Genomic DNA, 21,390 nt, shown 5'->3' with positions numbered 1-21,390 from the left:
GGTGGATCGGCTTTTCGACGGCTTCTCCTGGCACGGGCCAAGCACCATCGCCGTGCTGGACGGTGTGGTGCGCGGCGTCGAGGCCGCACGAGCCGGACGAGCACCGACCGGCCTGACCGCCGTTCCCGGCCTGATCGACGCACACGTGCACCTGTTCCCCGGCTACCTGCAGCGATTGCCCTACTTCGGCGTGACCGCTGCCGTCGACATGTTCTGCACCCCTGGGGTCGCACGGGCGCTGTGCGAGGAGTCCGGGGCGTTCTTCGTCACGGCGGGGGTGGGCGCCACCGTTCCCGGTGGGCACCCGCACCAGTTGGCAGGAGGGGCGTACGAGCCTTTTCCGTCGCTGCGAGCGGAGGACTCGCCAGAGGAGTTCGTCCGTGCCCGGCAAGCAGAGGGCAGCGCTTTCCTCAAGGTGTTCGTGGAGGACGGCTCGCTGGCCGGGGTCGCCTTGCCGACGTTGTCCTCCCGGCGGCTGCGCGATCTGTGCCTGGCGGCCCACGACCACGGCATGACGGTGGTCGCGCACGCCCCTACCGCGACCACCGCGGCCCTCGCGATCGAGTCCGGTGTGGACGGACTGGCGCACGCGGTGATCGCCGTCGATGCCGTCGCTCGCGCGGACGTGGTGGACGCGTTGAGAGCACGGGACGTCTTCGTGGTGACCACGCTGTCCGCCACTGCCTCGCTCTGCGGCGTGCGGGTGGCGGACACGCTGACGGCCAGCCCGATCGGGGCGCTGATCGGTCCTCGTTGGCGTGCCTATCTGGATCGACTGGCCTGTGCGCAACCCCGGCGGGCCGAGTGGGAGGCGGCCCTGGCGTTCGTCGCCGAGGCGAACGACCGCGGTGTCCGGCTGCTCGCGGGCACCGATGCCGCCTTTCCCGGGGTCGTGCCAGGTGCCGCCCTGCACTGCGAACTGGAGTTGCTGACCGCGTGCGGGCTGGATGCCACGGCCGCGCTGCGAGCGGCGACCTCCGCGGTCGCCGCTGCGTTCGATCTGGGGGAACGCGGGGAGATCCGGCCGGGTGCGATGGCGGACCTCGTCCTGCTTCGAGGAGATCCGTCGGTGGACGTCACCGCCACCCGCCGACCGGCCTCAGTCATCATCGGCGGCGCGTCGGTGCACTCCTGAGGTGTCGACGGGCTCCCCCGCCGCCGGTTGCCCGGTCCACAGCCATCTGTACAGCACGACAGATCCGGCACCGAAGGCAGCGAGCAGGAGGAAACCCCAACTCAGGGCGGTCGTCGCGGCGTACCCGAGTGACCGCAGGACCGAGTACGTCCCGCCGCCGACGAAGCCCGCGATCGCGGTCCCCGCCGTCTCGGAGAACGCCACCGCGGTCGCCACGGGCAGGACCCGTTCCGGCGGCAGCTCGTCCATCGCCGAGGCGGAGAACCTCGGGTAGGAGATGCCCATTCCCGCACCGGCGAGGAACCAGCTGCCGATCAGCACGACCAGTGCCGTGGTGCCGGTGAGGAAGGTCTGGGTCGCGACCGCGGCGATCAGGGCGACTGTGACCAGAACGAGGCCGGTCACCTGCGGTTTGGGGATCCACCGGTCGGCGAGTTCGGGTTTGAACCCGGTGAGGGACCACGTGAGCAGGCCGGCGCCGACGACGACGGTTCCGGCGACGATGCCGTAGCCGAGTCCTGTGATGGCGGCCAGCGAGACGATGCCGGCCCCGCCGAAGTAGCACAGGCAGAGCAGGAACAGCAGGACGACTTTCCCCAGCCGAGCCCGTTCCGACCCCACCTGGATCTGCAGGATGCGCACACTGGCGACCGTGGCGAGCACGCAGCCGACGACCAGCAGTGCGATTCCGGTGGCGCCCTTGGGAAGGGTGGCCACCGTCGCCAGGACGAGTCCGCCCAGCAGCACGGCGACCCACGTGAGGGATGGCCGTGCCGCCGTGCTGTTCTTCCACGGGACCAGGTCGATGTTCTTTCCGATGAGCATCCGGCCCGCGATGACGAGCAACGCAGGCCACGCGAGTGCGGCGCGCCAGCCCCACGCGAGCGTGACGACGGCGTTGATCGCGGGGCCGACCATCGACGGGAGGAGCCACATCATCGCGAACAGCCCGTAGACGCGAGTGCGTTCCTTGTCACCGAACAGACCGCCGAGGATCGACAGGCCGAACCCGGCGAGCATGCCTCCCGCGATGCCTCGCACGACGGTGCCGATGAGGATCATCGACATCGACACCGCGGCGACCGCGACCACCGACCCGACCACGAAGAGCACCGTCGCGGTTCCCAGCAGGGTGATGGGCCGCAACCGCGCGAAGGGCGCGGACCCGATCGCCAGCACGAGGATCTGGGTGAACGAACCGGCCGCCAGCGTGGCGCCGTACAGGCCCGCGCCGTGCAGGTCCTCGGCCGCGATCGGCAGCACCGACGAGTAGGCGATGCTCTGCACCGCGCCACCGAACTCCGTGAACAGCAGTGCGAGCAGGAGCGCTCCACGCCGTCCGGAGAACATGGACCGCAGGCTCGTGGACGCGTCAGCGGTCTGCTTGTCGCTTTTTCCCACGGCATCACTCCGACGACCAGGCGACCACTCGATCAGTCGATCGCGACTTCGGTTCGGTCAGTTTCGGTTCTTGCCGGAACCGGTTCCCCACCCCACAAGCGGATCAAGCTACCGGCGGTACGACGACGACAGCAAGAGCAACCCACCGGCAGCTTCATTACTACAACACGTCCGCGATTCGCTCGACCTGACCGGCGTCCCTGGCCCAGCAATAGCACATCACTTCGTCGACACCGAGATCCGAGTACCGGTCAATGGCAATTCGGAGATCCCGCGGAGTCGTCACCATGTATTCGGCAATTCCGCCTGCCTCTCCGGTGTAGTCGTAGTAGTCGACCAAGGTGGTGCGTGCGTCGTCGACGACGTCCTCTCCACCCAGTGCCACGTAGCAGTGCGCCACCACTCGCGGAGAGCCGGACCGGCCTGCCGCGCGCCAGTGCCCGTACACCTCCTTCATGAGGTGACCGACGTACGGCGGCGGTCCCGCGGCGAGGAAACCGTCACCGAAGCGCGCGATGCGGGCCAGTGCGCGCGGGCGGAAGCCCCCGAACAGGATCTCGGGCCCGCCGGGCCTCGTCGGCTGAGGGCCGATCGGGTCGGTCTCCGCGTCGTACGGTTCGCCTTTCCAGATGCGCCGCATCTCGGCCACCTGTTCGTCGAGGCGCCGGCCGCGCGTGTGCCGATCCACACCGGCGACCTTGTAGTCGTCGTAGCGCGGCCCCCGGTAGTTGCCCACACCGAGGCCGAGCACGAAACGACCACCGGACAGGCGGTCGAGGCTCGCCACCTGCTTCGCCAGCAGCGCGGTGTTCCTCAGCGGCGCCAGCAGCACCTCGGTCTGCAACCGGACTCGCGTCGTGACGCCGGCGAGCACAGCAAGGGTTATGAGGGGGTCGGGGCTGTGGTAAACGATGCGGTCCAACATGCCGATCGCACTGAAAGGCCCTTTTTCGATCCGGCGCGCCCAATCGACGAGAGAAATGGGATCGTGCGGCGGCAGTCCGATTCCTACCTTCATGAGGTCCTCTCCGAAGCCGAACAAGAAAATGACGCCTCGACATCGTCCTGCTTTTCCGCCTGACAGGCGATCCACTCGCTGAACCCCTGCCATTTCTCCGCACGCCTGCGAGTGAGCTCGACCAACGTGGACAGCCAGTGAACCGGCACGTTCTCCACCAGCTGCCGCCAACTGCCGGGGTCCACCGCGCCCGCGTCGAGAAGTCTCAGCAGGGCCCTGCCGCTCTCGGTGAAGCGGATGGCGGGATCGCTGCGGAGCTGACGGACGATCAGGCCTTCGTCAGGCGACCGGAGCGAGGTGCCGACGTCGCGCCCCGCCTCGTCCTCGACGGCCCTGGCTGATCCACTGCGGAGCTCGTTGCGCACACTGCGGGCCGTTTCCGGCGAGATCCCCACAGCACGCGCGATCGTGCGGAGAGAGGCGTCGGGGTTGCGTTTGATGAAGTCCTCCGCCAGGCCACGCCGAGCAACCTGGTCGAGTGGCCGCATCCGGCCGTCACGACCGATCCTGGCGTCCAACTGGTTCTGCTCGCCACTCAGACACCTGCGTCGCAACGCGCCGATCGTCTTGTGCGCGAGCCCTACCTTGACCGCGACCGTGCGATCCGACCAGTGCGGGTGCGTCGTCAGGATCTTCAACGCCGCCGCACTCCGGTCGTCCTTCGTCAGAGGCAAGCCGTGCACGGTGTTGACCTGCACCGCGAGGACGAACGCGTCCCGTTCGGGTCCGTCGAAGAACCGGACCTTGATCCGCTCGTCGCCGCGGTCCAGCGCCACCCTGAGCCGGTGCGCGCCGTCGATCACCCGCATGGTCGACCGGTGCACGATTATGGGCGGAAGAACAGCCTCGGATTCCGCGAGAACCCGAACGTGATCGTCGTTCTCACCGTCGAGCCGAGGCGATTCGGTGACAGCGATGTCGGCCACCGGAACTTCGGACCAGTCAGCAGAAACTTGTCGTAGAACGTCGTCCACCAATGCCCCTTCCCCTAAGCCGAGCGGAGGCACCGGGGAGGCTGCGCCACAGGCGGAAATCCGGAAGCGCTGATCCCGCACAGAGAAATCACCGAAGGCAGTGACAAAGCAACATCGCACCGATTCGGCACTACAGGCTCCCCCAGGTCGCCACTGGCCAGCTTAGAACCGATCAGCATTGCGGAACTCGGCCGATCGGGTGGTCGGGAAGTGACTGTGAGTGCGCCAAGCTAGACGCTTGCGCAGCACCCGAAGGCGCGCAATACCCCGCCTGCGGGACCTCGAAACACCTCCATTTCATCGAGATCTGCGTCCCGAGCCGCTTATCCAGCGAAATTGTCTTTCACGGCGCTCGGCACAGTTCAATCGGGAGCGCCAACGGGTGCAGGCAGGCCAGTTGCACGTCTCGCGCTCTCATCTGCGCGTCGCGCCTCACCACGTTTCTCGACACCGTCAGACACTGCTCTCAGAGCCGCGAAACCGAACGAGCCGGCAGGCTCTCGACCATCAGCAGGGCCTGCTCGTTGTTGAGCCGTGGGTCGCACAGCGAGGTGTACCGGCGGGTGAGCGCGGCCTCGTCGGGCACGCGCGAGCCGCCGACGCACTCCGTCACGTCCTCCCCCGCGAGTTCGAGATGCACCCCTCCCGGCCACTGGCCCAGTTCGTGCAGGGTCTCGTGGAACGCCGCCGCCTCGCCGGCGATGTCGTCCAGGTGCCGAGTCTTGACGCCGCCACTGGTGATCCTTGTGTTGCCGTGCATGGGATCGCACATCCACACGACCGGATGACCCGCGTCGCGCACCGCGCGCACCAGTGGAGGCAGCAGGGTCCGGACCCGGTGCGCGCCGAGCCGGCAGATCAACGTCAGTCTGCCCGGTTCGCGTTCCGGGTCGAGTCGCGCGCACAGTGAGACGACCTCTTCCGGAACGGCGCCAGGACCGATCTTGCAGCCGACCGGGTTGCCGATCCCGGCCATGAACTCGACGTGCGCGCCGTCGACGGCACGGGTGCGCTCGCCGATCCAGGGGAAGTGGGTGGACGTGAGGTACCAGCCGCCGGTGCTCGGGTCGAACCTGACCAAGGCCTCCTCGTAGTCCAGCAGCAAGGCTTCGTGGCTGACCCACACGCCATTGTGCCGCCAGCGCATTTCGCCGTCGCGGCGGGTGCGGCCGTAGTGGTCGCCGACGGCGCCGAGCGACTCCCCGATCCATGCGGGCGCCCGGTTCCGCCGCCGGGCCAAGCCGCGCAACTCCGACATCACCGCACGTGCTGCGTGATAGGCGGCGACCATCCGCTGTACGTCCGGAACCCGCCGGAGCGCCACGGGGTGCGGGCTGTTCACCGCGAGCCCGCGGAAGGTCGGCATCGCCTCGCCGTCGATGACCTCCGTCGGTTCGGAGCGCGGTTTCGCGAACTGGCCCGCCAGTCGTGCGATCGCGAGTACCGGTACGTCCATCGCGCGGCTGATCCGCTCCGACAGCACACCCAGGATGTTGTCCTTGGCCAGTGCGCCCCTACGCGCGGCGAAGCCGAACGGTTCGGCACAGTCACCGCCCTGCATGACGTACGCCCTGCCCGCGGCGACCTCGGCGAGAGCGCGCCGGACCGAGCGGATGTCCTCGGGGGTCGTGAGCGGCGGCGCGCTCGCCAGCCGCAACCGCGCACCGGTGAGTCCGCAGGAGTCCGGCCAGTCCGGCTGGTGGGCGGCGACCTTGTCGCGCCAGGTCGACGGGCTCCACTCCGATTGATTCCACGCCGCAACACCCTGGGCGGGCACCGCTGTCACTCGGCGCCTCGGTCCCCTGCGCGCAGCACGCGCTGTACGAGCTGGTCGGTCGCGCCGAGATAGTCCGTGGGGTCGCACAGACGCTCCAGCGTGCCGGCGTCGAGCACCGCCGCCACATCCGCGTCCTGCGCCAGCGCCTCCGCGAGTTCCCCGCCTCGGCCGACGGCGGTCGCGACCGCACGCATCGCCGTCACCTTTCCCAGGTGCGGCGTCAGGTGCGCCGAAAGACGTTCGGCCACGATCGCCCCACGAGTGATCTCCAGGTTGGCCCGCATCCGGTCGGCGTGCACGCGCAGACCGGTGATCAGTTCCACCGCGGTGTGCGCGGCGCCGCCCGCCAGACGCAGGCACTCCCTGAGCGGCTGCCACTCCGCGTGCCAGGTTCCGGCAGGCCGCTCGTCCTCGGCGAGCATGCAGTGGGCGAGGGTCGAGGCGAGACCGGGCACCTGCAGCGCCGCGGACCGGATCAGCGTGGCGAGGCTGGGATTCTGCTTCTGCGGCATCGCGGAGGAGACTCCCCTGCCGACGGCGAGGGGCTCGCCGAGTTCGGCGATCTCGGTGCGGCACAACGACTGCACGTCAAGGGCGATCTTGCCGAGCGCTCCGGTGAGCAGCGCACACCACGCGGCGGTGTCGACGATCGGCGTGCGCAGGACGTGCCATGGCACCACGGGCTCGGCCAGGCCCATCTCGTCGGCATAGGCGGTGATGAGGTTCGCGGCGTAGTCCGCGGGAAGCCGGTCAGGGCCGAAGTGCAGCCGGGCGTGCTCCAGGTAGCCCGCCATGGTTCCGGCCGCACCACCGATCTGCACGGGCAGGCCCCGCCGCAGCAGGTGCCGTGCCCTGATGTCCGCTTCCCGCACCAGGTGCAGCCATCCTGCCGCCTTGAGCCCGAACGTCGTGGGCACGGCGTGCTGGGTGAGCGTGCGGCCGGCCATGACGGTGCGACGGTGCCGGTCGGCCAGGTCCTCCAGCGCGCCGATCACCGTGGCGAGGTCCTGCCTGACGTGGACCAGCACCTGCGCGACGACCAGGCAGCAGGCCGTGTCGAGGACGTCCTGGCTGGTGGAGCCGCGGTGGACGTACTCGGCGGCGGCCGGGTCGACGGCGGCGACGCGCGCGGTGAGATCCGCGACCACGGCGACGACCGGGTTCGCCGCGCCACGGGAACGCGCGGCGATCCCGGCGGTGTCGAAGCACCCGTCGCGGGCGACCTCGGTGATCACTTCGGCGGCGGCCGCGGGAACGGTGCCGACCCTGGCCTGGGCGCGGGCGAGTCCGGCCTCCGCCGCGCACATCGCACGCAGCCACGCCTCGTCGGACGTCATCGCCTCCACCGCGGTCGTCGCCCGCACCGGCGACAGCAGTCCCGTGTCGCGGAGGTCGTACCCGGTGTGGATCACATTGCCCTCCCGAGCACGCTGATGTCCTCACGCACGTCGCGAGGAACGCGATGCGGACCGAGCACGGCCCGCGCGATCGCGTCCGCGTCGCCGACGGTCGCCGAGGCCGAGCAGGGCCGGATGCCCACCGCGGTCACCCAGTGCACCGACTCGGTCGGCACGCCGAGCGCGTACAGCCCGGGGGCCGGGGCGCCGTCGGCGGCGATCACCCTGGCAGGTCTGGGGGTCACGTCCAGTCCGCCCGTCTCCAGGACGCCGCCCTCACCGTCGGGTACGCGATGCGGCCTGCAGCGCCCGGTGGCGAGCAGACGCTGGAGCAGCTCGTCGTCGGCCGTGCGGATGTCGGGCGCCGGCATACGCGCGTCGATCACCACCCGGACGGGCATCGGCTTCGGCATCAGGTCGGCGACCGCGAGGAACGTGCCCGCCGCGTGGTCGGCCTCAGCACGTGTGCCGGGCCCGAGCACGTCGAGCACGCCGGCGGAGATCAGCGCCGCCAATTCCTCGATCCGCCGGGCGGGAGGCCCGATGGACAGGAATGCGTTGAGCGGACTGAACCAGCGCTCGAGGTCGTCGCGACGAGAGCGGCCGTGCAGCCCGCCGTGGTCGACCACCGCCCGGATCTCGTTGCGCAGGTCGCGAAGGACGTCCAGCGCCGCCTTGACCGGTCCGCGCACGTTGCCCTCGGCCGCTCTGGCCACGTCGTCGCGCAGGTGTGCCAGCAGCCAGGGGCGGAACTCCTCCAGCGACCGGAACCCGAGCGGGTCCAGTGGATGCTCGACCCGCGTCCAGTCCCATCGCGAGCCCTCCGCGATGCCGTACTCGTCCAGCAGCACCGCTTCCTCCTGGCCACGGGCGCACGAGCGGTACCGGCCGGAGAACCTGGCCACGTCGACCGGTTCCAGCCGTGAGGCCAGCTCGGTCGTGTAGTAGACCGTCTCGACCTCCTTCGCGATCAACGGCCACAGGTCTGCGCGGAAGTCGACCGGCGCGGAACGCAACGCCCGCACGACGTCCTCGGTCAGCACAACTGCCTGGTGACGGCCGTGGGCGCCTTTTTGGTTCTCGCCTCTCGCGTGCAGCGGCACGCCCCGGCGCGACCCCGCGTACAGCTGAGGCTCGTCGCCAGAAGGGTGGTAGACGAGGACTCCGTCGTGGCGCTCGAACCGCCCGCCCCTGCCGGTGCTCAGCACCGCGAGGTGGTCGAAGAAGTTCAGGCCGAGGCCCAGCAGCAGTGTGGGTTCACCCGGTGCGATCGGAGCCAGGTCGGTGTCGGCGGGGTTGCCCGGCGCCACGTACCGCAGACCTCGGGCTGCCGCGAACTCACCGAGTTCACGCTCCCGAGTCCCTGGCCGCGATGGCAGATGCCCCTGCGCCAGGACGACCGCGTCCAGCCCGCCGAGCAGCTGTCCGTCGGCCAGCCGGACCGAGTATCGGGTCCCGTCCACCCCGGTCCGATCCTCGGCCACCTCCACCGCCCTCTGGCGATGGTGGACGATCCGCACCCCGACGGGAGCGCTCCGGACCATCTCCCTCAGCGCCCACACGAGGTAATGCCCGTAGAAGGCGCGCGTGGCATAGGAGTCGGGTCCCAGGCGCCTGGCCTCGCTCCTGATCGTGTCGTTCCCGTCGTCGAGACTCGCGGTGGACGCGACCGATCTCGACCATTCGTACAACGAAGGGCCACGGCGGACCGGACCTTCCATCCGCACGCTGTCATCAGGGAAAACCGTGACCTGTGAACACACCGTGTTCATCAGGAATCCGCTCGACTGCCGCGTGTTCCACACAGATCCAGAACCGTGCTCCGCAGGGTCCACGATATGAACTTCAAGCTCGTCGCCCAACACGACGGGCGCCCAGTTGGAACACATTCTTTCCAATACCGAGAGACCCCTCGGACCCATTCCGACGATACCTACACAGCATTTATCCACAATGGATTTACCAACTTCCAGAGCAGGCGGGCTGCCGATACTCCGCCTGCCGATGTGTGATCGACGTGAGATCCAGCGGCCGCAACTTCGGTTGAACCCACAACTACCTGCGCCCGTATGAATCTTTGTACGCCTTTCATGTCGCACCGAAGGGATCACTCGATGCCTTCCACTCACGCGACTGATCCGACGTACGACGGAAAAGCAGACGTCGTCATCAGCACACACCGGGTGAAGCCGGGCAGGATGGCGAGTTTCGCGACGTCGGTAAAGGGCCTGCTCGGCGCGGCATCCAGATCACAGGGGTATCTCGGCGGGAGAATGGAGAAAGCGCCGGGAGATTCGGCGACCTGGCTGGTCGTCTGCTGGTTCGACAGCGCGGAGAGCGCCGGTGAGTGGAGCCGTTCGCGGTCTCACGCGACCTGGCGCGAGTACGTCGGGCGCTTCGCCACCCGCGTCGATCCGCCGCCACCCACGCAGGCACCGCCGGGCGCCACACCGCCGAGCCCTCCACCGCGGTGGAAGACAGCGCTGGTGACCTTGACCGGCGTGTTCCCCGCGGTGTTGCTGGTCAACGTCACCGTCATTCCGCGCGTGACGGGCCTGCCGCTCCTGGCGCGCACGTTCGTTCTGTGCGTGTGCGTGACGGGGCTGATGACCTGGGTGCTCATGCCGCAGGTGATGAAGGTGCTCGGCCCGTGGTTGCGCCGGGGCACCGTCCCCGTGGCGGCGCCGGGCGGTGCCACGCCCGGCTCTCCGGTCGCCGGCTCCCCCGATACCGACAGACCTGACACCGGCCGGCTTGATGCCGTCGACGCGCCCACTTCGATCTCACACGGCCTCCGGCCCCTGGCCGCGCCGGCAGACAACGGAGCCCGGCAGGGCTCACGACCACCCAGAGCATCGCGGTCACAGCACGCCGCCCCGGCGACCTTCCCCGGCGGGCAGCAGTCTCGCCCGCGTCGCCGCTGAACCGTCGCCGCCGACCCCCGAGCACCGGAGCGTATTCAGTGCGGACCCTTCTGATCGACAACCACGACTCGTACACCTACAACCTGTTCCACCTCGTCGCGAGCGTGAACGGGGAAGACCCCCTCGTGCTGAGCAACGACGACCCGGAGCTGGCCAGGTTGTCGTTCGGCGAGGTGGACAACGTGGTGATCTCCCCCGGTCCCGGGCGACCGGGCCGGAGCCGGGACCTCGCCGGATCGACCAGGTTCCTGAACCAGGACGTGCTGCCGGTGCTCGGGGTGTGCCTCGGCCACCAGGGGCTCGGGTTCCAGGCGGGCGCGCAGATCGGGCTGGCGCCACGGGCCCGCCACGGCCACCCGACCGCGGTCACGCACGACGGTCAGGACCTGTTCGAGGGCATTCCCCAGGGGTTCACGGCGGTGCGCTACCACTCGTTGTGCGTGCGCGAACCGCTACCGCCCGACCTGGAGGCCACCGCGTGGGCGGAGGACGGCGTGCTGATGGGGCTGCGCCACCTGTCGCGCCCGCACTGGGGAGTGCAGTTCCACCCCGAGTCGATCCTCACCGAGTGGGGATCCCGGCTGCTGGCCAACTTCCGCCGGCTCTCCGAGGTGGCGAGGCCGTCCATCACCGTGCGCGGCACTGCCGGCACATCGGCGGACCACGCGATCGAGGCGCCCGTCAGGCACACCAGCCATCGGTTGCACACCGCCGTGCACCACGGGGTCGTCGATCCCGAGCAGGTGTTCGCGGAACTGCATTCGGCATCGGAACGCGCGTTCTGGCTGGACGGCACAGGAGCGGGCGAGCGTGGCGCGCGGTTCTCCTATCTCGGCGACGACACCGGTCCGCTCGCCGAGTACTGCAGCTACGACGTGCGTGCGGGCGTGGTGACGGTGGAGCGCGCGGGCCGACCGGCGACCAGGCTGCGCGACGACGTCTTCGCCTACCTGCGGGACCGTCTGGCCGATCGCGCACACCCGCCGCAGGACCTTCCGTTCGACTTCACCTGCGGCTGGGTCGGGTACTTCGGCTACGAGCTCAAGGCGGCGCTCGGTGGCCGGGCCGCCCACCGCAGCAGCACCCCGGACGCGGCCTGGTTGTTCGCCGACCGCGTCGTCGTCATCGACCACCAGGAGCACACGGCACATCTGCTCTGCCTTGCCGAGGACACGCGATCGGCCCACGAGGAGGCCACCGCGTGGCTCGACGCCACGTCCGCCTTCCTCTCCTCGCTGTCGTCGCACCAGGCACCGCCCGCCGGGCCGCCGGTTCCGGACGACGACGCTGTGGAGATCACCGAGCGCTGGCTGCTGCGTGAGGCGGAGGACTATCGCCTCGACGTCGTTGCCTGCCAGGAACAACTGCGCGCGGGCGAGAGCTACGAGATCTGCCTGACCACGGCGGTGGAACTGCCCGCGACGTGCGCGTCCGCCGACTACTACCGGGCGCTGCGCCGGGTCAACCCGGCGCCGTACTCCGCCTACCTGCGCTTCGGCGAGGTCGACGTGGCCAGTTCCTCGCCGGAGCGGTTCCTCCGGGTCGGCGCCGACGGCGTCGTGCAGGCCGAGCCGATCAAAGGCACGGCCGCACGCGGCGTGACCCCCGAACAGGACGCCGCGCTGCGCGACGGCCTGGCCGAGGACCCGAAGACGCGCGCGGAGAACCTGATGATCGTCGACCTGCTGCGCAACGACCTGGGGCGGGTGTGCCAGGTGGGCACCGTGCGGGTGCCGGAGCTGATGGCGACTCGCACGTACCGGACCGTGCACCAGCTCGTGTCGACGGTGCGGGGCGAGCTGAGGCCGGAGCTGGACGCGCTGGACTGCGTGCGCGCCTGTTTCCCCGGCGGGTCGATGACCGGAGCTCCCAAGGAACGCACGATGGAGATCATCGACGACCTCGAGCCGAGCGCGCGGGGCGTGTACTCCGGCGCGCTGGGTTTCTTGAGCTGCAACGGATCCGCCGACCTGAGCATCGTCATCCGCACCGCGGTCTTCGCCAACGGACGGGTGCGGATCGGCGCGGGCGGGGCGGTCGTGCTGGATTCCGATCCCGACGCGGAGTACCAGGAGATGCTGCTGAAGCTGGCCGCGCCGATGCGGGCGTACTGGAGCTCCGGCGCACACCAACCCGCCGCCGTGCTGCCCGCCGAGCCACGCGTCCACCGGCGGGGCAGGCACGCGCGCCGCCGCCGGGCCGCCACTCGCGGCGCAGAGGTGGAGGCAGGCTGATGAACCGAAACCGCAACGCGGCCCTGGCACTGGCGACACGCGCCGATCGTTCCGGCTGGTCGTCCCGGCCCGCGTACCTGGTGGGCGACGAGGTGTGGACGCACGGCCAGGTTCACGACCTCGCCGGAGGGGCGGCGGGAGTGCTGCACGAGCACGGCATCGGCCGGGGTGACCACGTGCTGCTGGCCGCACCGGACGGTGCCGCGTGGGTCGTCGCCTTCCTCGCGATCGCCCGCGTGGGCGCGGTGGCCGTGCTGGTGAACCCGGAACTCACCGCGGCCGACCATCAACTGCTGCTCGCGGACTGCGATGCCCGTGCCTGCGTGACGGACGCGGCGCTGGAGGACCGCTTCTCCGGCTGCCGGTGGATCGACGTCGACCACTTGCTCGACCAGGCCTGGACCACCACGACCGGACCTGCCGCCGAGGTCACCGCGACGAGCCCGCTCTACGTGCAGTACACCTCCGGCACCACAGGCCGGCCCAAGGGCGTGGTCCACTCGCACAAGGACCTCGCCCTGTACGGCATGTCGGTGGGACGCGACGTCCTGCGCATCGGTATCGGCGACATCGCGCTCTCGGTGTCGAAGATGTTCTGGGCGTACGGCTTCGGCAACGCGCTGGTGTTCCCGTTGCACTCGGGTTCGTCCGCGGTGCTCACACCGCACCGGCCCGGCGCGGAAGAGGTTCTCGACCTGGTGGCCCGGCATCGGGTGAACCTCCTGTACTCCGTGCCGTCCTCCTACACGGCACTGGCGTCCGCCGACACGCGTGGTGCGCTGGCCTGCCTGCGTGCCGCGGTGTCCGCCGGCGAACCGCTGCCGCGGGCGCTCGGCGCACGGCTGCGCGACGAACTGGGGATCGAGATGCTGGAGCAGATCGGCTCCACCGAGGCCGGACACGCGTTCTGCGCCAACGGGATCGGCGACAACACCCCCGGCACGCTGGGCCGTCCCGTACCCGGCTGGGAGGTGCAGGTGCGGGACGAGCAAGGCTTCCCCGCCGAGGCCGACGGTGAGCTGTGGGTGCGCGGCCCGGCGCTGTTCTCCCACTACCTCAACCAGCCGGAGCTCACGCGGAGCACGCTGGTCGACGGCTGGCTGACGACCCACGACCGGGTTCGCCACAACCCGGACGGCACGCTGAGCCATCTCGGCCGCACCGACGACATGGAGATGGTCGGTGGGATCTCCCTGTCCCCGCAGGAGATCGAGGGCGTGCTGGCGGCACATCCGCTGGTGCGTGAAGCCGCCGTGGCCGCTGTTCTCGACCATCACGACGCCTCACGCCTGCGGGCGTTCGTCGTTCCCGCACAACGGACACCGGGGCTCGAGGAAGAACTGATCACCTGGACCAGGTCCCGGCTCCCCTCGTTCAAGGTCCCCCGCACCGTACGGCTCGTACGTGAGCTGCCGAGGACCGCCACCGGCAAGTTGCGCCGGCATGTCGTGCGCACCGGATCCTGGTAGCCGAGTAAGGAGTTTCCCTTGCAGCAAAAGCTTTTCTCCGGTAGCGGCTTCTACATCGGACAGATGTTCCGCGAGGCCGCGGTGCGCCACGGCGCGGTACCGGTCGTCCTCGACCGTCCCCTGGACGTGGCTCCCGGCGACGGGTTGCGGCACACTTACCGCTCACTCGCCGATCTGGTGGACCGCCTTGCCGATCGGCTGTGGGCCACCGGGGTCCGGCCCGCGAGCCACGTCGCGATCCACAAGCGCGACAACGTGGACATCGCGCTGCTCGCCTGTGCCGTGTCGCGTCTCGGTGCGGTGCCCGTCCTGTTGTCATCCGGCCTCGACGCCACTGCGGTGAGAATCCTGCTCGGCCGGCTCGACCGCCCGCTGCTGGTCACCGACGAAGCGACGCTGTCCGGGCTGACGCCGCACATCTCCGGACTGACCGGCGACCGCGTCCTCGTCAGCGCGCTTGCCGGTCTGGAGGTGACCGGACGCGCCACGCCGGTCCGGCTGCATCCCGACGAGCCCGCGATGATCACGCACAGCTCGGGCACGACCGACGTGCCCAAGCTCGCCGTGCACTGCGCTCGCGCGCTGTGGAACCGGTTGGTGCCGCAGAAGATCATGGCGCTGCCCGTGCGCGGGGAGACGGCGGCCTTCTGCATGTCCTTCGTCCACTCGCGCTTCTACCACGCGCTCGGCACGTTCCTGTCCGGCGGAAGCCGCCTGCTCCTGCTGGTGGACCACGACCCCGCCTCGGTCGGGCCACTGCTGGCGCGGTGGCGGCCGGGGGTCGTGGAGACGCACCCCAACACGTTCGTGTTGTGGGAGGACCTGGCGGACGCCCCCGGAGCACCGCTGCGGGACGTCCGCTGCTTCGGCAGCACCTTCGACGCCATCCACCCGCGCACCGTGCAGCGGTTGCTCGGTGCCTCGCGGCGACGTGGGAAGTACCTCATGCAGCTCTACGGGCAGAGCGAGACCGGGCCGGTCGCCATGCGCGTGTTCACCGAACGAGGTGCGGCCCGCGGCAACGGACGCCTGGTGGGTACAGGCATCCCGGGTTTCACCAAGGTCAGGATCACCGACGACGCCGGCGCATCGGTGCCGCGCGGGACGGTCGGGCACATCGAGGCGCGCACCCGCGGGCGGATCGTCACCTACCAGGGGGCTCAGGACAGGTTCGACGCGCAGCTCAACGGAAACTGGTGGCGCATGGGCGACATGGGCACGCGCAGCTGGTGGGGCGGCCTGCACCTGATCGACCGCGAGATCGACCAGATCGAGGACGTGGACAGCAACCTCCGGATCGAGGACGTGCTGATGTCCCGGCTCGGCGAACTGCGCGAGGTGGTCGTGGTTCCCGGCGCGGGCGGCGTTCCGGTGCCCGTGGTGTGCACCCGCAGCGGTGCGCCACTGGCACCGGACCGCTGGCGGCGTGCGACGGCCGACCTGCCGGCCCTGGACGCACCGCGGCAGTGGGCGTTCGACGACCTGCCGAGGACGTCGACGTGGAAGATCAAACGCGTCGCGCTCGCACAGTTGATCGCCACCGCGGACAGCGCGGTCGCCCATGGCTGACGAGGCACCGGTGGTCGTCGTGGGCGCCGGTCCGGTCGGGCTCTTCGCAGCACTGGCCCTGCGCGCCCACCAGGTGCCCGTCGTCCTGCTCGAAGCGGACCCCGCCGACCGGCACCGCGCCGGCAGCCGCGCCCTCTACGTTCATGGAAAGTCGTTGTCACTGCTGGAATCCGCCAGCCCAGGGCTGGGCTCGGAGCTCGCGACGCAGGGCGTGCTGTGGAACGTCCGCCGCACCCTGTACCGCGGGCGGCAGGTGTACGCGCGGGAGTTCCCGCCGCACGACGCCACCCGCGGCCTGCCCCCGTTCACCAGCCTGCGGCAGAGCGAGACCGAGCGCGTCCTGCTCCAGGCCTGTGAACGGGCAGGCGTGGACGTGCGGTGGAACCATCCCGTCACCGAGGTAGTCACTCACTCCGGCGGCGTCACCGTCGCCACCGCTGATGGCACGACCTGGTCAGGAAGCCACGTCGTGGGAGCCGACGGCGCCAGGTCGACCGTGCGCAGGTGCACCGGCACCGCGTTGGACGGCTCGGCCGCGGACGGCTTTCACGTGGTCGTCGACATCGCCGACGAGCCCGGCGGCACACCGAGCCTGGAACGGGTGATGCACTACGAGCATCCCGCCGCGGACGGCCGAGGCGTGCTCGTCGTCCCCTACGCGAACGGCTTCCAGGTCGACGTGCAGAGCCGGGCAGGGGACGATTCGGACCTCCTCGCCTCGCGGCAGGAGGTGCGGCGGTGGCTGCCCGCGTTGATCGGGCCGACACCGACCGAGCGCATCACCGCGATCTCGGTGTACCGGTTCCTGCAACTGATCGCCGATGACTTCACCGACCCGCACCACCGGATCCTGCTCGCCGGAGAGGCCGCTCACCTGTTCCCACCTTTCGGCGCACGTGGCATGAACAGCGGCTTCGCCGACGCACGGGCAGCTGCGGACGCCATCGTTTCAGGGCGTCGTACCCCCGAAGTGAACGCCGGCGCCGTCGCCGAGTTCGCCACGGCGAGGCGAGCGGCGGCAGAGGTCAACAGCGCCGCCGCGGGCGCCGCCCTGCGCCACCTGCGACCGCCCACCGCGGCGGCCCGGCTGCGGCGCGGCGCGGCGGCGCGGCTGGCGCCCGTGGTGCCGAGATTCGGCGAGTGGCTGGAACACGCCCCTTACGGCCCGCGTGTGCCGATGGTGAGGCACTGAATGGCTGAGGACGCTCCCCTGCTGGTGGCCGATTCCCTGCTGGTGCTGGACGGATCGGTGCGGTCGCTGGACCGGCACGTCGGCAGGTTCACCCGGTCCTGTCTGGAACTCGGCGTCGTCACAGCGGAGGAACTGGACCGGTTCTGGCGCGAGACGATCTCCGCCTTGCCTCACACCGGCGCGTGGTTCCCGCGAGTGGAACTCGCGGGCGACCCGCCATCGTTGCGACTGCGGCTCCGCCCGGCACCTGCGCGCGGCGAGCACGTCCGGGTGTGGGTGCCGGACGCGCCCGATCGCCGGCGCAGCCCGGCTTGCAAGGGGCCGGACCTCCACGCGCTGACCAGCCTGCGTGCCGAGGCGGAGAGCCACGGCGCCCAGGAGGCGCTGCTGCGGACAGCGGACGGCATCGTGGTCGAAGCCGCGACCTCGTCCGTGCTGTGGTGGGAGGACGACGTGCTGTGCTCACCGCCAGAGGAGATACCAGCGCTGCCAGGAACGACCGCCGGACTGGTGCGGGATCTGGCTGCCGCACGGGGAATCCGGACAGCGCGACGGGCCCGCCGCGTCGACGACCTGACAGGCCGGGAGGTGTGGCTGCTCAACGCCCTGCACGGCATCCGCCTGGTGACCAGGTGGATCGGCTGCGACACGACTCCCGGCAGCGGCAGGCACTTCACGCCGTGGCGGGAGCGGGTCGAACGGCTGCGCACGCCGCTGAACCCGCTCTCCGCCACGTCAGCTGGAGGTCGCCGATGACTGAGACGGCGGGGGAACCATGCGAGTGCTGATCGCGATGCGGTTGTAGGCGTTGATGACGGTGCAGACCCAGATCAGCGCGGCGGTCCCGTCCTCACCGAACTCTGTGGTGGCGGCCAGGTACACCTCGTCCGGCACCCGGCCGTCGTGCACCAGGGTGATCGCCTCGGCCACCAGGAGGGCGGTCTTCTCCCGCGAGTCGAACAACGTGGACTCCGGCCAGGCGCTCAGCGCGTCCAGGCGCTGCGCCGCCTCGCCGCCGGTCCTGGCGTCGCGGGCATGCAGTTCGATGCAGAACTCGCACCCGTTGATCTGCGAGACGCGCAGGCGCAACAGGTCCAGCAGCAGAGCGGGCAACCCGGCCCGCGCCGCGGAGTCCGCGGCAGCGACGTGCAGCGCCCGCATCGCCGTGGACACTTCCGGGGTGATCGACTTCAGGTTCACCCGCGGCTCACTCGTAGTGGTTGACATGCCTCGACACTAGCGGACTTACACCCCTATTAACGTTGTCGCACAACGGAATTATTCGCTTCTTCCACTGTGGACGTTGCGCTCTGAGCCCTGCAATCCAAAGACAGTCCATTGTGGTGGGACACCCTGGGACCACGATCCGCTGTTGGATCCGTAGCGGCCCGCCGCAACCTCCGTGCCGGTGCGGCGTCCTCATGATCGACGAACGGGGTGCGGCATGTCCGGTTGGCGGTCCGCGTCGTGTCCGGTGGCGGGGGCGCTGTGGCTGATGGCCGGCGCGCGGCACCTCGGCAGGCCCGTTCGGCAGTGGTGGCCGTTGATGCTCGTCCCCGCCCTGTTCGCGACGAGCTGGGCGGCCGCGTCCGGTGACCTGGTCGGCCGTGCGCTGTTTCCGTTGCACCGGGCGGCGTTGGAGAGCCGTTCCGACGGCAGCCCTGGCACCGGGGGACCACGGTCGGCCTCTACTCGTTCAGGACCAGGTTCAAGAGCCGGGGATGCTCGTTCCTCGAAACGGAGGACCCCGGTATGTCGCAGAGTTCGGGGTTCGTCCGGTGTCCCGGTTCGAGCCCCACCGCGCAGAACTGGGACGGACCGATCACGTTCGAATCGATCGAGGGCGGCTGGTCGGCGCGGGGCGTTGCTCGACTAGCTCTTGAGCGCGGCCTTCCGGCACGAGTTCGAGCGGTACTCCAGGAACGTGCCCTTCGGGTCCTCGAAGCGGCTCCACGGTGCGCCGTCCGCCCGGCTGCCGAGGGCCCGGAACTGCTCGATCGCCTCGGCGAAGCGGTTGTGGTCGTACAGCGCGAGGACCAGGTGGCCGCGGTCGTCGTTCGAAAGCTCTTCCTCGGCAAGGAGTTGCTCCACCGCGTCGGCCACGAGTGCCGTGCGCCAGATGAGTGGATCGTCGTCCTCCAGCAGGAACGCCGCCCGCAGGACCAGCGCGGGGCCTGCGTTCGCCGCGAAGTCGAGCAGCACGTCGGACGACTGCCCCGCCCAGTACTCCAGGGCGGCCTCGTGAGCGGCACGGTGCCGCGGCGCGCGGATGAGGAGCTCGTGCCAGATCTCGGCGAAGCGTGCCTGGTCGAACGAGAGACCGCCGGCGACCTGGACCAGCGTCCACCACGGCGTCGGGTCCTGCGGGGCGAGCTCTGCCGTGTGTCGTGCCGCCCGTTCGGCCCGGCGCAGCACGCGGTGGAAGCCGTCCACGTGATCCTGCTCGTCGCTCTCGCCGCGGATCTCCTTCGCCACCAGCACCCACGCGGCGGCGTCGAGCACAGCCAGGTCCCGGTCCGGCTGCTCGTCGCGCCAGTTGTTCAACCACTCGTCGGTGCGCGCGCCTTCACGGGCCAGCGCCAGGGTCACGCGGGCGCGGTCGTCCCAGTCGCCCCAGGTGGTCTTCATCGCGTCCGCGGCCTGCTGCCACCGACCGCGGGAGGCGGCCGTGATCGCGCGAGCCAGCACCGGGTCCTCCTCGGGGAGGAAGTCGCGGACGTACACGTCCGGGACCAGGCCCCAGCGTTCCGGATCTGCATGTCTGGTCGGATCGAGCACCACTGCGTCGTTCTCCTAGCGGGTCGGGACCTGGTCGACGCGGAGTCCGGCGAGCGCCGCGCGCAGACCTTCCGTGGAGCCCCTGTCGTCGGTGGCCCGTTCGATCTCGGCGGTGAGATCGGGGCCGTGGAACGTCGTGGTGCCGAGCCAGTCGGACTCCCAGCGCGCCTGGTGCTGGTCGGCGAAGGTGAGCTCGACGAGCGCGGTCAGCTCCGTGATCAGCAGGCCGCGGGCGAACTCGCGCCGCACTCTCGGCCCCGACGTTCCGCTGCCGGGCCGGACGTCGGTGCGGAGCAACGAGGACAGCCTGCCCTCGTCGATTAGGTCGAGAACGGCGCCGAGCGAGCCTCCGCCGACCCGCACCAACCGCCGCGACCGGTCCACCCGCGTGGCGCGGACCGCGGTCTGCGACAACGTCGCCCAGTCGACGCGCCTCTTCACGCCGAGCTCCTCGACCAGGGGGCTGACCAGGGTCTTGTCCATCACCGCGCCGTTGTTGGCGAGCAGTGCACCGGCCGGCCGGTCGGGGCCCCTGCTCGGCACGGCCATCGCGGTGACAGCGGCGATCCGCTCCGGCAGCGGCGGGTGTGAGTCGTAGCGGCCGAGCACGCGCTCGGGCGGGTTCTGCCTGACCTCGTCGAGGTAGGCGTGCAGCTCCGGCGAGCCGCGCAGCCCCGCGAACGCGTCGAAGATCGTCGTCGGCAGGAACCCCGCCTCCCAGGCCGGGCGGAAGTGCCTGTCGTGGAACAGGGTCCAGGCGGCTTCGACCACCGGGAGCTCCCGCAGAGCGGTCACCGCGGCCTCGGTCCCGGCGATCCGGGTGGCCGTCGCGTCAGCGGCGAGCTCCTGCTGACGCGACAGGGACGCGGTGACAGCGAAGTAGAGCTTCGCGTAGTACGCGAACATCACGGCGACCACGGCGTGGTACCAGGAGCGGTTGTTCAGCTTGGTGAGCATGCGGACCAACGCGACCCGTCCGGCCACCACCACACCCGTCAACCTCGTGTCGTGGTTGCCGTAGTGGCCGAGCTCGTGCGTGAGGACGAAGCTCAGCTGCCGCTCGGTCAGGCACGCGAGCAGCGGTGCTCCCACGTACATCCGGCGGGTGGTCGCGACGAGGCCGAGCAGTCTGGTGCGCTGCGACACCGCGGCGTTCGCCTCCGGCACGATGAAGACGCGGTCCGGCGGACGCGTGCCGACCTCGTCGGCGAGCCTGCGGACCAGCGCCCACAGCTCGGGCTCGTCCTCCTCGCCGACCAACTCGCCGCGCTCCTCGTCGTCCGAGGTGCCCGCGATCGTGAACAGACCGCTGAGCAGCGCGAACGCCAGCATTCCGCCGATCACGACGGACCAGATGAAGCCGATCGGCCGGTCGTTGACGAAGAACAGCACGTTGACCAGCACGATTCCGGCGATCAGCGCCAGCCCGAGGACGTACACCCCCACGAGCAGCGCGACCGCGACGACAGCACGCATAACTTCCCCCCAGCACCGCACCCCTGCGGTGGGAGAAGTGTGCACG

At 70.2% G+C, this 21,390-nt stretch carries 16 protein-coding genes; 7 read left to right on the top strand and 9 right to left on the bottom strand.

Going from position 1 to position 21,390, the window contains the following annotated elements:
* Nucleotide 1: 1 nt before the first annotated feature.
* Complete coding sequence (locus OG205_RS07650; RefSeq protein WP_330275539.1) at nucleotides 2-1,135, top strand: amidohydrolase family protein; 1,134 nt, start codon at nucleotides 2-4, stop codon at nucleotides 1,133-1,135.
* Here the strand turns inward: OG205_RS07650 and OG205_RS07645 are convergent.
* From OG205_RS07645 to OG205_RS07620, 6 genes are all read right to left on the bottom strand, one after another.
* Nucleotides 1,100-2,536: a hypothetical protein gene (locus OG205_RS07645; RefSeq protein ID WP_330275538.1), complete on the bottom strand. Its 1,437-nt coding sequence runs from the start codon at nucleotides 2,534-2,536 to the stop codon at nucleotides 1,100-1,102. The genes OG205_RS07650 and OG205_RS07645 overlap by 36 nt on opposite strands.
* A 160-nt stretch (nucleotides 2,537-2,696) precedes the next feature.
* Entirely contained in the window at nucleotides 2,697-3,554 is an 858-nt protein-coding gene (locus OG205_RS07640; RefSeq protein WP_330275537.1) for an LLM class flavin-dependent oxidoreductase, read from the bottom strand.
* Nucleotides 3,551-4,363, bottom strand: a complete 813-nt coding sequence (locus OG205_RS07635; protein ID WP_330275536.1) for a hypothetical protein — start codon at nucleotides 4,361-4,363, stop codon at nucleotides 3,551-3,553. The genes OG205_RS07640 and OG205_RS07635 overlap by 4 nt, the downstream gene beginning before the upstream one ends.
* A gap of 631 nt (nucleotides 4,364-4,994) precedes the next feature.
* A complete protein-coding gene (locus OG205_RS07630; RefSeq protein ID WP_330275535.1) occupies nucleotides 4,995-6,314 on the bottom strand; it encodes a 3-deoxy-7-phosphoheptulonate synthase in 1,320 nt (439 codons plus the stop codon).
* Nucleotides 6,311-7,642 (bottom strand): class-II fumarase/aspartase family protein, encoded by a 1,332-nt coding sequence (locus OG205_RS07625; RefSeq protein ID WP_442916809.1) that lies wholly within the window; start codon nucleotides 7,640-7,642, stop codon nucleotides 6,311-6,313. Before OG205_RS07625 ends, OG205_RS07630 begins: the two co-directional genes overlap by 4 nt.
* Nucleotides 7,643-7,713: 71 nt before the next feature.
* Entirely contained in the window at nucleotides 7,714-9,624 is a 1,911-nt protein-coding gene (locus OG205_RS07620; RefSeq protein WP_330275533.1) for an FAD/NAD(P)-binding protein, read from the bottom strand.
* Between the two features lie 192 nt (nucleotides 9,625-9,816).
* Here OG205_RS07620 and OG205_RS07615 point away from each other — a divergent pair, with 192 nt between their 5' ends.
* The 6 genes from OG205_RS07615 to OG205_RS07590 are packed head-to-tail and all read left to right on the top strand — an operon-like array spanning nucleotide 9,817 to nucleotide 17,846.
* Entirely contained in the window at nucleotides 9,817-10,626 is an 810-nt protein-coding gene (locus OG205_RS07615; RefSeq protein WP_330275532.1) for an antibiotic biosynthesis monooxygenase, read from the top strand.
* Between the two features lie 38 nt (nucleotides 10,627-10,664).
* Nucleotides 10,665-12,860 (top strand): aminodeoxychorismate synthase component I, encoded by a 2,196-nt coding sequence (pabB, locus tag OG205_RS07610; RefSeq protein WP_330275531.1) that lies wholly within the window; start codon nucleotides 10,665-10,667, stop codon nucleotides 12,858-12,860.
* On the top strand, nucleotides 12,860-14,329 hold the full coding sequence (locus tag OG205_RS07605; RefSeq protein ID WP_330275530.1) for an AMP-binding protein: 1,470 nt from the start codon (nucleotides 12,860-12,862) through the stop codon (nucleotides 14,327-14,329). The genes pabB and OG205_RS07605 overlap by 1 nt, the downstream gene beginning before the upstream one ends.
* 18 nt (nucleotides 14,330-14,347) lie before the next feature.
* The gene (locus OG205_RS07600) at nucleotides 14,348-15,898 is read left to right on the top strand and encodes an AMP-binding protein (RefSeq protein ID WP_330275529.1); all 1,551 of its coding nucleotides are present in this window, start codon (nucleotides 14,348-14,350) and stop codon (nucleotides 15,896-15,898) included.
* Nucleotides 15,891-17,090, top strand: coding sequence for an FAD-dependent monooxygenase (locus OG205_RS07595; RefSeq protein ID WP_330275528.1), 1,200 nt, complete (start codon nucleotides 15,891-15,893; stop codon nucleotides 17,088-17,090). The genes OG205_RS07600 and OG205_RS07595 overlap by 8 nt, the downstream gene beginning before the upstream one ends.
* The gene (locus OG205_RS07590) at nucleotides 17,091-17,846 is read left to right on the top strand and encodes an aminotransferase class IV (protein ID WP_330275527.1); all 756 of its coding nucleotides are present in this window, start codon (nucleotides 17,091-17,093) and stop codon (nucleotides 17,844-17,846) included.
* On the opposite strand, the gene OG205_RS07585 is transcribed toward OG205_RS07590, so the two are convergent.
* The 3 genes from OG205_RS07585 to OG205_RS07575 all read right to left on the bottom strand — a co-directional run bounded on the left by OG205_RS07585 (nucleotide 17,826) and on the right by OG205_RS07575 (nucleotide 21,344).
* Nucleotides 17,826-18,317 (bottom strand): carboxymuconolactone decarboxylase family protein, encoded by a 492-nt coding sequence (locus OG205_RS07585; protein ID WP_330275526.1) that lies wholly within the window; start codon nucleotides 18,315-18,317, stop codon nucleotides 17,826-17,828. The two genes, OG205_RS07590 and OG205_RS07585, sit on opposite strands and share 21 nt — an antisense overlap.
* 645 nt (nucleotides 18,318-18,962) lie before the next feature.
* On the bottom strand, nucleotides 18,963-19,871 hold the full coding sequence (locus tag OG205_RS07580; protein WP_330275525.1) for a hypothetical protein: 909 nt from the start codon (nucleotides 19,869-19,871) through the stop codon (nucleotides 18,963-18,965).
* 12 nt (nucleotides 19,872-19,883) lie between these two features.
* Nucleotides 19,884-21,344, bottom strand: coding sequence for a M48 family metallopeptidase (locus OG205_RS07575; RefSeq protein ID WP_330275524.1), 1,461 nt, complete (start codon nucleotides 21,342-21,344; stop codon nucleotides 19,884-19,886).
* Between the last annotated feature and the right edge of the window lie 46 nt (nucleotides 21,345-21,390).

Source organism: Lentzea sp. NBC_00516 (genome assembly GCF_036346835.1).
Lineage (GTDB): Bacteria > Actinomycetota > Actinomycetes > Mycobacteriales > Pseudonocardiaceae > Lentzea > Lentzea sokolovensis.
Note: the sequence above shows the minus strand (reverse complement) of the source record. Positions and strands in the feature narration are given on the sequence as shown.

Excerpts from the sequence above, each read along its gene's own strand:
- OG205_RS07640 (WP_330275537.1), bottom strand. The coding sequence starts at position 3,554 with ATGAAGGTAGGAATCGGACTGCCGCCGCACGATCCCATTTCTCTCGTC.
- OG205_RS07620 (WP_330275533.1), bottom strand. The coding sequence starts at position 9,624 with ATGGGTCCGAGGGGTCTCTCGGTATTGGAAAGAATGTGTTCCAACTGG.
- OG205_RS07625 (WP_442916809.1), bottom strand. The coding sequence starts at position 7,642 with ATGACGTCCGACGAGGCGTGGCTGCGTGCGATGTGCGCGGCGGAGGCC.
- OG205_RS07585 (WP_330275526.1), bottom strand. The coding sequence starts at position 18,317 with ATGTCAACCACTACGAGTGAGCCGCGGGTGAACCTGAAGTCGATCACC.
- OG205_RS07605 (WP_330275530.1), top strand. The coding sequence starts at position 12,860 with ATGAACCGAAACCGCAACGCGGCCCTGGCACTGGCGACACGCGCCGAT.
- OG205_RS07590 (WP_330275527.1), top strand. The coding sequence starts at position 17,091 with ATGGCTGAGGACGCTCCCCTGCTGGTGGCCGATTCCCTGCTGGTGCTG.
- OG205_RS07575 (WP_330275524.1), bottom strand. The coding sequence starts at position 21,344 with ATGCGTGCTGTCGTCGCGGTCGCGCTGCTCGTGGGGGTGTACGTCCTC.
- OG205_RS07615 (WP_330275532.1), top strand. The coding sequence starts at position 9,817 with ATGCCTTCCACTCACGCGACTGATCCGACGTACGACGGAAAAGCAGAC.
- OG205_RS07635 (WP_330275536.1), bottom strand. The coding sequence starts at position 4,363 with ATGCGGGTGATCGACGGCGCGCACCGGCTCAGGGTGGCGCTGGACCGC.
- OG205_RS07595 (WP_330275528.1), top strand. The coding sequence starts at position 15,891 with ATGGCTGACGAGGCACCGGTGGTCGTCGTGGGCGCCGGTCCGGTCGGG.